Source organism: Flavobacterium sp. ARAG 55.4 (genome assembly GCF_051846875.1).
Classification (GTDB): Bacteria; Bacteroidota; Bacteroidia; order Flavobacteriales; family Flavobacteriaceae; genus Flavobacterium; species Flavobacterium plantiphilum.
On sequence record NZ_JBPYCT010000004.1, the window covers coordinates 143,482 to 156,251 of the forward strand.

General features: G+C 33.1%; 11 protein-coding genes and 1 pseudogene. 11 read left to right on the forward strand and 1 reads right to left on the reverse strand.

The features are described 5' to 3' along the window. Positions 1 to 19 precede the first annotated feature (19 nt). The 7 genes from acs to ACSV4D_RS06405 all read left to right on the forward strand — a co-directional run bounded on the left by acs (position 20) and on the right by ACSV4D_RS06405 (position 8,020). Complete coding sequence (acs, locus tag ACSV4D_RS06375; protein WP_439227550.1) at positions 20 to 1,927, forward strand: acetate--CoA ligase; 1,908 nt, start codon at positions 20 to 22, stop codon at positions 1,925 to 1,927. A 213-nt stretch (positions 1,928 to 2,140) separates the two neighbouring features. Beyond that, complete coding sequence (locus ACSV4D_RS06380; RefSeq protein WP_439227551.1) at positions 2,141 to 3,946, forward strand: glycoside hydrolase family 13 protein; 1,806 nt, start codon at positions 2,141 to 2,143, stop codon at positions 3,944 to 3,946. Between the two features lie 41 nt (positions 3,947 to 3,987). Further along, a complete protein-coding gene (locus tag ACSV4D_RS06385; protein ID WP_408081737.1) occupies positions 3,988 to 4,665 on the forward strand; it encodes a glycerophosphodiester phosphodiesterase in 678 nt (225 codons plus the stop codon). Further along, positions 4,662 to 5,882: an NAD(P)/FAD-dependent oxidoreductase gene (locus ACSV4D_RS06390; RefSeq protein ID WP_439227552.1), complete on the forward strand. Its 1,221-nt coding sequence runs from the start codon at positions 4,662 to 4,664 to the stop codon at positions 5,880 to 5,882. The genes ACSV4D_RS06385 and ACSV4D_RS06390 overlap by 4 nt, the downstream gene beginning before the upstream one ends. Before the next feature lie 157 nt (positions 5,883 to 6,039). Then, a complete protein-coding gene (locus ACSV4D_RS06395) occupies positions 6,040 to 6,690 on the forward strand; it encodes a hypothetical protein (RefSeq protein ID WP_439227553.1) in 651 nt (216 codons plus the stop codon). Between the two features lie 21 nt (positions 6,691 to 6,711). After that, complete coding sequence (locus ACSV4D_RS06400) at positions 6,712 to 7,179, forward strand: DUF1905 domain-containing protein (RefSeq protein ID WP_439227554.1); 468 nt, start codon at positions 6,712 to 6,714, stop codon at positions 7,177 to 7,179. 100 nt (positions 7,180 to 7,279) lie between these two features. Continuing rightward, positions 7,280 to 8,020 carry a hypothetical protein gene (locus ACSV4D_RS06405; protein ID WP_439227555.1) on the forward strand — a complete coding sequence of 247 codons (741 nt, stop codon included), beginning with the start codon at positions 7,280 to 7,282 and terminating at the stop codon, positions 8,018 to 8,020. Between the two features lie 42 nt (positions 8,021 to 8,062). On the opposite strand, the gene ACSV4D_RS06410 is transcribed toward ACSV4D_RS06405, so the two are convergent. Then, a complete protein-coding gene (locus tag ACSV4D_RS06410; RefSeq protein WP_408081732.1) occupies positions 8,063 to 8,539 on the reverse strand; it encodes a TspO/MBR family protein in 477 nt (158 codons plus the stop codon). 105 nt (positions 8,540 to 8,644) lie between these two features. On the opposite strand from ACSV4D_RS06410, the gene ACSV4D_RS06415 reads away from it, so the two are divergent. The 4 genes and pseudogenes from ACSV4D_RS06415 to ACSV4D_RS06430 all read left to right on the forward strand — a co-directional run bounded on the left by ACSV4D_RS06415 (position 8,645) and on the right by ACSV4D_RS06430 (position 12,718). Further along, entirely contained in the window at positions 8,645 to 9,739 is a 1,095-nt protein-coding gene (locus tag ACSV4D_RS06415) for a diphosphomevalonate/mevalonate 3,5-bisphosphate decarboxylase family protein (protein ID WP_439227556.1), read from the forward strand. 4 nt (positions 9,740 to 9,743) lie between these two features. Then, positions 9,744 to 10,093 (forward strand): annotated as a pseudogene (locus ACSV4D_RS06420) (four helix bundle protein). A gap of 33 nt (positions 10,094 to 10,126) precedes the next feature. Next, a complete protein-coding gene (locus ACSV4D_RS06425; protein WP_439227557.1) occupies positions 10,127 to 11,065 on the forward strand; it encodes a mevalonate kinase family protein in 939 nt (312 codons plus the stop codon). Between the two features lie 219 nt (positions 11,066 to 11,284). Next, positions 11,285 to 12,718, forward strand: a complete 1,434-nt coding sequence (locus ACSV4D_RS06430) for a sensor histidine kinase (protein WP_439227558.1) — start codon at positions 11,285 to 11,287, stop codon at positions 12,716 to 12,718. Positions 12,719 to 12,770: the final 52 nt, after the last annotated feature.

Here is a 12,770-nt window from a genome sequence, read left to right on the forward strand (position 1 = left end):
ACTAAATATAAACAAAATTATGAGTCGTTACAAAATAAGCAACTTCGAAGAATATTTTAAAGAATACAAAAAATCGATAAAAGACCCCAAAAAATTCTGGGATAAAATCGCTTCTGAAAATTTCACCTGGTATCAGGAATGGGACAAAGTTGTCGATTTTAATATGGCTGAGGCCGAAATAAAATGGTTTGCAGATGCAAAGGTAAACATTACTAAAAACTGTATTGATCGTCATCTTGCAAAAAAGGGAGATAAAACAGCTATTATTTTTGAACCTAACAATCCTGATGAGGATTCCCAATCTATTACCTACAATGAATTACACCAACAGGTAAGTAAAATGGCTAATGTTTTATTGAGTCAGGGCATTAAAAAAGGAGATCGAGTATGCATTTATTTACCAATGATTCCTGAATTAGCCATTACTACTCTTGCCTGTGCCCGTATCGGAGCTATTCACTCGGTAGTTTTTGCCGGTTTTTCGGCATCAGCAGTAGCCAGCAGAATTAATGATAGTGAATGTAAAATGGTAATTACCTCAGACGGTGGATACCGCGGAAATAAAACTATTGATTTAAAAGGAATTATTGATGAGGCTTTAACTAATTGTCCTTCGGTAGAAAATGTGTTAGTAGTAAACCGTATCAACTCTTCCGTACAAATGAAAAAAGGACGCGATCACTGGTTAGCACCACTATTAGAAAAAGCTTCAGACAACAACACTGCTGAAATTATGGATGCCGAAGATCCTTTGTTTATTCTTTACACTTCGGGTTCTACAGGAAAACCGAAAGGAATGGTGCATACTACAGCAGGTTATATGGTCTATACTGCTTATACCTTTCAAAATGTTTTTAATTACGAAGAAAACGATATTTTCTGGTGTACTGCTGATATTGGCTGGATTACCGGACACTCTTATATTTTATACGGACCACTATTGAATGGAGCTACAACCGTTATTTTTGAAGGCGTTCCATCGTATCCTGATTTTAGCCGTTTTTGGGAAGTGATTGAAAAACATAAAGTAAATCAATTTTATACCGCACCTACTGCTATCAGAGCTTTGGCTAAAGAAAGTTTAGATTATATTCAAAAATATCCTTTAAGCACACTGAAAGTTATTGGCTCAGTGGGAGAACCTATCAACGAAGAAGCCTGGCACTGGTACAATGACCATGTGGGCGGAAAACGCTGTCCGATAGTAGATACCTGGTGGCAAACAGAAACAGGAGGAATTCTTATCTCTCCGCTTCCGTTTATTACACCTACAAAACCCACTTATGCCACTTTACCACTTCCGGGAATTCAGGCGGTTTTAATGGATGAAAAACGCAATGAAATTGAAGACAATCAGGTAGTGGGAAGTTTGTGTATCAAATATCCATGGCCGGGGATTGCCAGAACCATCTGGGGCGATCATCAACGTTATAAAGACACTTATTTCTCTGCCTTTCCAGGCAAATATTTTAGTGGTGACGGAGCTTTACGTGATGAAGTAGGTTATTACAGAATCACCGGACGTGTAGATGATGTGGTAATTGTTTCCGGACACAATCTGGGAACTGCCCCTATTGAAGATGCCATCAACGAGCATCTGGCTGTAGCTGAAAGTGCCATTGTAGGATTCCCTCACGACATTAAAGGAAATGCTCTTTATGGTTTTGTAATCCTAAAAGAAACTGGTGAAAAACGTGATAAAGAAAACTTAGCAAAAGAAATCAACCAGCATATTTCAGCTCACATAGGTCCAATCGCTAAATTAGATAAAATCCAGTTTGTATCCGGATTACCAAAAACACGTTCCGGTAAAATCATGCGTAGAATTCTCCGCAAGATTGCTGAAGGGGATTATTCTAATTTTGGAGATACAACTACTTTATTAAATCCAGAAATTGTAGAAGAAATTAAAAATGGTAAAATCTAAATTTTATTAAATAACTGAAAAACCTGAAGCTGCTCATCAACCGGGCAGCTTTCGTTTTTTATAAGAATTATTTAAACTCCATCCATTCCTGAATAGTTTTATTTTTAGTACATTCGTTTAAAATCAGTTGTTCGTCAGCTTCTATTTCATGAATAGCCAATTAAATTCCAAAATCTAAGCTTTGTTTATGCTACTGCTCTAATTTTCTATTTTATGAATACTGAATTACGTCCATTAATACAAAGAATAGAGCCTCCTTTTTGGTTTTCAGGAATGCACAATCCCGAAATTCAGATTCTTTTTTACGGAAATAATATTGCACAATGCCAAATTACAATTCCTAACAGCAATGCTATTACCAATGTAAAACGTACCGAAAACTCTAATTTTATTTTTGTAACCATCGATACCCGAAAGATAACCGAAAATGAAATTGATTTTATATTTAAACAAAAAGACAAAACCACTTTTATTCAAAAATATGAGTTAAGAGCAAGAAGAAAAAACGCATCTCTTCGTAAAAGCTTTGATTCCTCGGATACTATTTATCTTTTAATGCCTGACCGTTTTGCTAACGGAAATAAAAATAATGACAACGATAAATATACGATTGAAAAATACAACCGGGATTTACCCGGAGGAAGACATGGTGGCGATATCGAAGGAATCATTCAACATCTGGATTACATTCAATCATTAGGTATAACAACCATTTGGAGTACTCCACTATGTGAAGACAACGATCCTGAATATTCTTATCACGGCTACGGACAATCGGATGTTTATAAAATTGACCCGCGTTTCGGAACGAATGAAGATTACATTCGTTTAGCAAATGAAATTCATCAACGGGATATGAAATTAGTCATGGATTATGTCACCAACCACTGGGGACTACAACACTGGATGGTACAAGATTTACCTACCGCTGACTGGATTCATCAATTTGAAAATTATACTCAAACCAACCATAAAAGAAGTACCATAAGCGACCCTAACGCATCTGAAATTGACCGCAATACCTGTATCAACGGGTGGTTTGTCCCTTCGATGCCAGATTTAAATATCGTAAATCCGCTGGTTTTTAATTATTTGATTCAAAATGCGATTTGGTGGATTGAATATGCCAATTTAGACGGGCTCCGAATCGATACTTATAACTATTCAGAACCTGAATATATTGCTAAATGGACCAAAGCCATTACAAATGAATACCCTGAATTTAATCTTGTGGGCGAAATAACCATGCGTAATCAGGGTCTTTTGTCCTATTGGCAAAAAGACAGCCCGATAGGAAAGATTCAGAATTTCAATTCTAATTTACCCAGTGTGATGGATTTTGCACTTTTAGATGCTTTCCAGATTATTTTTGACGAAGACGATGGCAGCTGGGACAGAGGAATTACCAGAGTATATGATATTATTGCCCGGGATTTTTTGTTTCCAAATGCGAATAATCTGTTGATTTTTGCCGAAAATCATGACAGCAAACGCTTCAATCAGATTTATAATAATGATATTCGAAAATACAAAATGGCAATGTGTATGCTCGCTACTTTACGCGGAATTCCACAATTATATTACGGCTCCGAAATTGGTATGTCCGGAGATCAAAATTTAGGTGATGCCGATATTAGAAGAGATTTTCCCGGTGGCTGGGATAGTGACGAAAACAATGCCTTCAATCCCGAAACTCGCTCCGAATGCCAGAATGCTTATTTTGATTTTACTTCCAAATTATTTCATTGGCGAAAGACCAATGACGCTGTTCATTTTGGAAAAACAACGCATTATATCCCGGAACACAACGTATATGTTTATTTTAGATACAATCTGTTAAAAAGTGTCATGGTAATCATCAATAACAATCCGGAGAATCAGGAAATCAACACACTGCGATTTAAAGAAAATATTGGAGAATATAAAACTGCAAAAGACGTTTTAACAGATGAAACATACCAGTTGGAAAACACTATTTTTATCGAAGGTAAATCGGCTTTAATTTTAGAATTAGAATGATACTCAGACTGCATTAACTATCTTTGCAAAAATTACCATTTATGCTTAAAATAGGTCATCGGGGAGCCAAAGGATACGAACCTGAAAATACTTTAAAAAGTTTTCAGAAAGCAATCGATTTACATGTTGACCGCATTGAACTCGATGTTCATTTAAGTTCAGATAATGAAATAATAGTCATTCATGATGAAACAGTGGACCGGGTTACTGATCATACAGGCTTTGTAAAAAATTTTTCATTACCTCAATTAAAACGTTTTTTAATTGATAAAAAATACCACATCCCTACTTTATCCCAGGTTTTAAATCTTATTAATCAAAGGTGTGAGGTCAATATTGAAATAAAAAGCTATGATGCCACTGAAAAAGTAGTGGATTTAATTGAAAAATATGTTGAGGAAAAGAAATGGAATTACAATCAGTTTATCATCTCCAGTTTTGACTGGACTGCTTTACAACAGGTTTCTTTTTTAAACTCTAATATCAGGATTGGTGTTTTAACCGAAAATGATCTGGATTTGGCTTTCGCTTTCGCAAAAACCATCCAGGCAAGGTCAGTACATCCTTATTTTCATTTATTAACTGCCGAAAAAACTGTCGAAATGCAAAATGCAGGATTTGAAGTCTATCCGTGGACTGTTAATGAAATTGAAGATATAAAAGAGATGAAATCATTTAACGTAAACGGAATTATTTCCGACTTTCCAGACCGAATATGAACCAGAATTTTGACATTATAATTGTTGGCGGTGGCGCAGCAGGTTTTTTTACAGCGATTAATATTGTAGAGAAAAAACCAACATTAAAAGTAGCTATTTTAGAACGTGCTGCCGAAGTATTGCAAAAAGTACGCATTTCCGGCGGTGGTCGTTGTAATGTAACTCACGCCTGTTTTGAACCTAACGAATTAGTTAAATTTTATCCGCGCGGTGAAAAAGAATTAAGAGGTCCTTTTCATCAATTTTGTTCCGGAGATACCATCGAATGGTTTGAAAAACATGGTGTGGAACTTAAACTCGAAGAAGACGGAAGAATGTTTCCTGTTTCTAATTCCTCGCAAACCATCATTGACTGTTTCCTGAATACCACTAAAAAACTGGGGATTTCAGTATTGACAGGACAGCGGGTGCAATCTATTTTTAATCCTGAAATTTCGGGAGAAAATCTCTGGAAGATAGAAACACAAAACGAAAGCTATCTGACAGAAAAATTAATCATGGCTACAGGAAGTAATCCAAAAATCTGGGATTTACTACAAACTTATGGTCATGCAATTATAAATCCTGTTCCTTCATTATTTACCTTCAATATTAAAGACTCAAGAATCAAAGAATTACCCGGAGTTTCAGCACAGGTTTCTGTAAAAGTAAAAGATACAAAATTGACTTCAACGGGTCCATTGTTGATTACTCATTGGGGATTGAGCGGTCCGGCAATATTGAAATTATCAGCTTGGGGAGCGCGAATTTTACATGATAAAAACTATCAGTTTAGCATTTTTGTCAATTGGCTGAATGATGTTGACACAAAAGAAGCTGAACAGTTATTAAAAGACCTGAAACAGGAGCAGGCTAAAAAATTAGTGGCTAAAAAATCGCCTTTCGAACTAACTAACAGGCTTTGGGAAAGTTTAGTGCTTGCTTCCGGGATTTCCATAGAAACCAAATGGGCGGATTTGTCTAAAGTTCAGATTCAAAACCTGGCCGGACAACTCACGAATGCCAGTTTTCAGGTTAATGGAAAAAGTACTTTTAAAGATGAATTTGTTACTGCAGGCGGAATTGATTTAAAAGAAATCAATTTTAAAACTATGGAAAGTAAATTACACAGAAATCTCTATTTTGCTGGTGAAATAGTCAATATTGACGCCATCACAGGAGGATTTAATTTCCAGAACGCCTGGACCAGCGGATTTATTCTGGCCAATGCGATTTAACAAAAATTTACGCTGAATATCCGAAATACTTTCAATAAAAAAAGTAATTTTACTTACAAATTAATTTACCATGAAAGTAAAGTTACTTCTGATTCTGTTCGCCTTTATTAGTCAAGTCACGTATTCCCAAGTCCACAAGCTCCTTAGAGGAAAAGTGATGTCTGATAATTTCTTACTTCAAAATGTTGATGTAATCAATAAAAACACACAAACGGGCACGAGAACTAATGAAAAAGGAGAGTTTATACTATCAGCAAGTGTAAATGACAGTATTCTTTTTTACGTAAAAGACTATACATTAAAAGGAATAAAACTAGGTGTACAGGATTTAGAAACCAATAATATCATTGTCAGAATTGAGAAAACTCCCGAAGAACTTAAAGAAGTTATTATTCATCGGGTAGATATTGATTGGGGATTAGATAAAAAATGGGAACAACAAAAAAGTGAAGAAACAGGAGTCCGCAAAAGAGCAAATGCTTTAAAAACTCCTGGCGTAAATGATGGCTCTATTGAAAACGGGATGGATTTTGTAAAAATCGGACAAAAACTGGCTCGCTTATTTAAAGGAAAAGATGAAAAAGAAATTCCTGAAAAAGAATTTAAAGAACTGGCCACAAACAGTTTTGATGAAAAATTCTATACTGAAACTTTACAATTAAAAAAGGAAGAAATAGATGCTTTTCTTACTTTCTGCAATTTTGATCCTGAATCTAAAAAGACTTTATCTGAAAATTCAAATGATCTTGTACTAATGGATTTTCTCTATAAAAAAAGTATCGAATTCAGAAAAATACACGCTGAATAAGTTAGATTATTATTTTAAACAATGGAAAAGCCTTTAGTTAATAAGGAATACTTACTTGAAAAATTCCCTGGAAAAGGTGGCTGGACGTATGCTGTTATACCTGAAATAGCACAAGACAAAAGAGCTCCTTTTGGCTGGGTAAGCGTTTGCGGAAGTGTTGATAATTATGAATTAAAGAATTACAAACTAATGCCCATGGGAAATGGGAAACTGTTTCTTCCGTTAAAAGCTGCTGTTAGAAAAAAGATAAAAAAAGAAGCCGGAGATTATGTTAAAGTCATTTTGCACAAAGATAATTCAGCTATTGAAATCCCGGATGAATTAGCACTTTGTTTAAAAGACGAGCCGAGAGCTTATGAAATTTTCACCAACTTAACCCAAGGAACTCAAAAAGCCTATATTGACTGGATTTATGCAGCAAAAAAAGATCAAACAAAAGTAGACCGGATAGCCACCACAATTACACAAATCATCAAAGGAGAAAATTGAAATTTTATTTACAAGAATAAATTAACAAGACTTTACATATTTAGTAAGTTTTCATTAAGAAGAATCTAATAATTTTACTTTCAAGCTATTAGACCAACTTATGAAAATAAAACTACTCAGCACTTTAGTTCTTTTGTCTTCTCAAATTAGTTTCTCACAAACAATAAAAGGAAAAATTGTATTTAATAATTACGCAATTTCAAAAGTAGATATTATCAATGCAAGCACAAAAGACATTAGTATTTCTGATGCTAATGGCTACTTTTCAATTGATGCAAAAATGAATGACACCTTGGTTTTTATAGCCAAAAACTATGATATTAAAAAAATCATTGTCAATCCTTTAATTACAAATGACAAGAATTTAATCATTGAATTAACATTAAAAGCGGAAGAATTAAAAGAAGTAGTCATCACTAAAATACCTTCTATAAAGTTAAATTCGGGTTCAAAGTATGCAGTAGATAAGCTAGATGAATACGGTTTAGAAAAATCAGCATACACACCAAAAGTTATTGGTGTTAATATGGGAACCATTGAAAACGGAATAGATTTCATACGTATTGGCGGAATGATTACAGGATTATTTAAAAAAGAAAAAGAAACCGTAAAAAAAGAGAAACCCATAATTCCTTTTAAAGACTTAGCAAGAACAAGTTGTGATCAAAACTATTTCTTTGAAACCTTGAAATTAAAACCAGATGAAATCGAATTATTTCTTGAATTTTGTGATGTTGATTCTAACTCAAAAAACATCGCAACATCAAATAATATTCTGGTAACGATGGATTTTTTATTCAAAAAAAATTTGGAATTCAAAAAGTTACACACTCCAGAATAAATTATTGCTACTTACTGAATTTGATTTTTGAAATTGTACATTTTATCGATTCAACCACCAGATACTTATATTCAAAACCGCAGCAAAACTTACCCACGCCAAATAAGGAATAAATAAATAGCCTGCAATTTTATTGATTTTAGAAAATTGCAAATAGGTTTCATAAATAAACAGCCAAAGCACAATTATTTCTAAACCGGCCAACATAGGGTTGTGTAAACCAAAAAACAAATACGACCACAGTGCATTTAAAGCTAATTGAATTGCAAAAAGAATCAGGGCTTTTTTAACCAGTTCTTTTTCAAAATCGATTCGGTTCCAAACCAGTCCCGCTGCCACTCCCATCATAATGTACAACATACTCCACACCGGTGCAAAAACCCAATTTGGCGGGTTAAAAACTGGTTTTTCTAAAGTTGGATACCAATCTGTAATAGCAGAACGGGTCACCATGCCGGAAAAATAACCTATAGCCAGACAAGTAACGACGACAATGAGTATTTTGGTAATCTTATTCATTTCTTTCTTTTTTTCAAAAATAATCAAAAACTTTATACTGATTGAACAAATAAAGAAATGTATGAATAAATCAAAAAAAGTATCTTTGCGAAAATTTTATCGTTCATGTTTACAGCAAAGGATTTTATTCCAACTTCATATTCTCAAACTTTAGAAAGCGGTCAGTTTCAATGGAGCGCTCCCAGCAACATTGCCTTAGTGAAATACTGGGGAAAAAAAGCAGATCAAATTCCGGCTAATCCATCAGTGAGTTTTACTTTAAACAACTGCAAAACGATTACCAAATTGGCATTCGAGAAAAAAAACAACACTGATAAGTTCTCTTTCGATTTGTTGTTTGAAGGAAAACCCAAAGAAGATTTCAAACCCAAAATTCAAAAATTTTTCGAAAGAATCGAAATCTATTTGCCTTTTTTGAAAGATTATCATTTTACAATTGATACTCAAAATACATTTCCGCATAGTTCAGGAATTGCTTCTTCAGCATCCGGAATGGCAGCTTTAGCAATGAACATGATGAGTCTCGAAAGAGCTTTAAATCCGGAAATGACCGAAGATTATTTTTATCAAAAAGCTTCACTTTTAGCGCGATTGGGTTCAGGAAGTGCTTGTCGAAGTGTAAAAGGGCAAGTTGTAGTATGGGGGAACCAGGCTAATATTGAAGGGAGTTCGGATTTATTTGGAGTTGAGTTCCCTTATACGATTCATGAAAATTTCAAAAATTATCAAGATACTATATTGCTTGTTGACAAAGGTGAAAAACAAGTTTCGAGTACTGTAGGACACGACTTGATGCACAATCATCCTTTTGCCGAAAGGCGATTTGAACAGGCACATGAAAACCTGAATAAACTAATTGGAATTTTTGAAAATGGAAATCTGGAAGAGTTCATTAAAATAGTAGAAAGCGAAGCACTGACTCTGCATGCTATGATGATGACTTCTATGCCTTATTTTATCCTGATGAAACCAAATACACTGGAAATTATTAACAAAATTTGGAAATTCAGAGCCGAATCTCTAATTCCGGTTTGTTTTACACTGGATGCCGGTGCCAATGTGCATGTTTTATACCCAAACACACACAAAGAGACTGTATTGCAATTTATTAAGGACGAATTAGTTGTCTTTTGTCAAAATGGACAGTACCTTTGTGACGAAATTGGAAATGGAAGTCAATTGATAATTAATAATGGATAATTCTATGGAAAAGAAAAACATAATTAAAGAAAAGTCTTTTTCTTTTGCAATAGAAATTATTATACTTTATAAGCTTTTATTCGATAAAAAAGAATTTATTTTATCAAAACAAATGCTACGTGCCGGGACTTCTACAGGAGCTAATATTAGAGAAGCGGAATATGCACAAAGTAAAGCTGATTTATTCACAAATTATCCATATCTTTAAAAGAAGTAAATGAAACAGAATATTGGTTAGATTTATTATATGAAACCAATTATTTAACCGAAACAGAATTTCAAAATATTAAATATAAAATTGTCGAAATATTAAAATTACTCATCAGTATAATTAATACTTCTAAAAATAAATAATTATCAATTACTAATTGTCAATTATCAACTCGTATGAAAGGACCTCTATTTTACTCAAAAATATTACTCTTTGGAGAATATGGAATTATTCGTGATTCTAAAGGATTGTCCATTCCTTATAATTTCTATAACGGAGCCTTAAAAAAAGAAGATAATCCTTCAGCAGAAGCCATTGCTTCTAATACCAGTTTAAAACGTTTTGCTGATTATTTAGAAAAACTAGAAAATGAACAGGCAAACTTAGTTTCTTTTGATTTAAAGTCTTTAAAAAACGATATTGATACCGGAATGTATTTTGACTCCAGTATTCCGCAAGGTTACGGTGTAGGGAGCAGCGGGGCACTGGTAGCGGCAATTTATGATAAATATGCTCAAAACAAAATCACAGTTCTTGAAAATCTTACCCGTGACAAATTATTACAACTAAAAAATATTTTTTCCCAAATGGAGAGTTTTTTCCACGGGAAAAGTTCCGGATTAGACCCTCTAAACAGCTATTTGAGTATTCCTATTTTAATTAATTCAAAAGACAATATTGAAGCAACCGGAATTCCTACTCAAAGTTTTGATGGCAAAGCTGCTGTTTTTTTATTAGACTCCGGAATTATTGGAGAAACAGCTCCTATGATTAATATTTTCATGGAAAACCTTAAAGACAAAGGTTTCCGTACCATGTTGAAAAATCAATTTGTAAAATACACAGATGCCTGTGTAGAGAATTTCCTTGGCGGTGACATGAAATCCTTATTTACCAATACTAAAAAATTGTCCAGAGTAGTTTTAAGTCATTTTAAGCCAATGATTCCGGAACAATTTCATGAAATCTGGCAAAAAGGAATTGAGACAAATGATTATTATTTAAAACTATGCGGCTCCGGTGGCGGCGGTTATATTTTGGGTTTTACAGAAGATTTAGAACGGGCAAAAGCTTCTTTGAAAGACTATAAACTTGAAGTAGTTTATCAATTTTAATTCCTGTTTAATAGTTCACATTTATAAAAAGTAACCAGAATAATTGTTTATTCTGGTTTTTTTATGCAAAAAAAGCAATTACTTTTTAATAAAGCACTGAAAACAAAACTATAAATCATTTTTATTCTACTAGAAAATTAAACAAAATCTTACTTTTATAACGTAAAAATACTGTATCTTTAGTTTATGTTTTTTTTATTAATAATTTAAAAAAACAATATGCTTAAAACTACTTTTTTTAAAAAAATTAAGCTCCGTAATTCTCTTACTCCTCTGCTCATAGTAGCTATATCATGTACTTTGTTAATTGTCACCAATTTTTTTACCATAAAAATATTATCATCATCGAGAGCTTATATAAATGGAGAATCTCTTTATTCGAAAGGACAAAAAGATGCTACACGTCATTTACTCACCTACCTTTTTACTAAGGAGAATAGTGAATGGCAATTATTCAATAAGGAATTAGCTGTCCCAAAAGGAGACAAAATGGCCCGGATAGGACTCCTTAACGATATTCCAATTGAAAATATCGAACAAAGTCTTAGGGCGGGAAGAAATAGCCCGGAGGATTTTGATGATCTAATATGGCTTTTTAAAAACTTTAGAAAGGTTTCTTTTTTTGCAAAAGCCATAAAAGAATGGGAAGAAGCAGATAAACTAGTCGAAGAATTAGAACAAATTGGCAATACTGTCAACCAAAAAATTATCAGCAGTAATTTAAGTAATCAGGACAAGGAAGTCATCTTAATAAAAATAAAGGGAATTAGTTCCAAACTCACTTTAAAAGAACGTCTTTTTTCGGAAACATTAAGTTCCGGAAGTCGTATTATTAAAAATATCTTATTGCTAATTAACTTTTTTCTTATCTTAATTATAATAGGAAGTGCCAGTATTTATTATATGTTAATGATTAATAAACTAAGACGTTCTAAACAGGAAATTGAAGAAATTAATAAAAACTTAACCATTGCCAACAAAGAGTTAGATAAATTTGTGTACAGTGCATCACACGATTTAAGATCTCCTCTTTTATCTTTAAAAGGATTAATAGAAATCATGAATGCTGAAAATGACATGACTCAAATAAGATACTATTTAGAACTCATGCAAGAAAGCCTTGACAAACAGGATCAGTTTATAAAAGACATTATTGATTACTCCAGAAATAAAAAAACAACAATGACGTTCACTAAAGTGAATCTGAGTCAGATTATTGAAGAAGCAATTGTTCAAAATCAATACCGTCAGGAATTCAAACGCATACATATTAGCAAAGAATTAAATATTGACAGCATTATTAGTGATGAATTAAAACTAAAAATCATCATCAACAACATCTTGACAAATGCTATCAAATATTCAGATATACAAAAAGAATCTCCATTTATAGCCATAAAAACCTATCAGGATAAAGATAATATCTATATTTCAATTGAGGATAATGGAATTGGGGTAAAACAAGAATATCAAAACAAAATATTTGATATGTTTTTTGTTACTACCAACGATAATAAGGGGTCGGGTTTAGGTTTGTATTTAGTAAAAGATACTATTGAAAATTTAAACGGAACCATTGAAATCACCTCTGAAATTAATTTAGGCACCCGGTTTACTGTAAAAATACCAAAAAAGCACGAAGCTGTTGCCTGATTCTTCTAATCTAAAAAATAAAATACTAAACCACTTCTTTTTTAGTTCTTTT

What these genes read in the sequence shown, in the direction of transcription:
- ACSV4D_RS06395 (WP_439227553.1), top strand. Translation starts at nt 6,040, where the DNA reads ATGTCTGATAATTTCTTACTTCAAAATGTTGATGTAATCAATAAAAAC.
- ACSV4D_RS06380 (WP_439227551.1), top strand. Translation starts at nt 2,141, where the DNA reads ATGAATACTGAATTACGTCCATTAATACAAAGAATAGAGCCTCCTTTT.
- ACSV4D_RS06405 (WP_439227555.1), top strand. Translation starts at nt 7,280, where the DNA reads ATGAAAATAAAACTACTCAGCACTTTAGTTCTTTTGTCTTCTCAAATT.
- ACSV4D_RS06385 (WP_408081737.1), top strand. Translation starts at nt 3,988, where the DNA reads ATGCTTAAAATAGGTCATCGGGGAGCCAAAGGATACGAACCTGAAAAT.
- ACSV4D_RS06415 (WP_439227556.1), top strand. Translation starts at nt 8,645, where the DNA reads ATGTTTACAGCAAAGGATTTTATTCCAACTTCATATTCTCAAACTTTA.
- ACSV4D_RS06390 (WP_439227552.1), top strand. Translation starts at nt 4,662, where the DNA reads ATGAACCAGAATTTTGACATTATAATTGTTGGCGGTGGCGCAGCAGGT.
- ACSV4D_RS06430 (WP_439227558.1), top strand. Translation starts at nt 11,285, where the DNA reads ATGCTTAAAACTACTTTTTTTAAAAAAATTAAGCTCCGTAATTCTCTT.
- ACSV4D_RS06425 (WP_439227557.1), top strand. Translation starts at nt 10,127, where the DNA reads ATGAAAGGACCTCTATTTTACTCAAAAATATTACTCTTTGGAGAATAT.
- ACSV4D_RS06400 (WP_439227554.1), top strand. Translation starts at nt 6,712, where the DNA reads ATGGAAAAGCCTTTAGTTAATAAGGAATACTTACTTGAAAAATTCCCT.
- ACSV4D_RS06410 (WP_408081732.1), bottom strand. Translation starts at nt 8,539, where the DNA reads ATGAATAAGATTACCAAAATACTCATTGTCGTCGTTACTTGTCTGGCT.
- acs (WP_439227550.1), top strand. Translation starts at nt 20, where the DNA reads ATGAGTCGTTACAAAATAAGCAACTTCGAAGAATATTTTAAAGAATAC.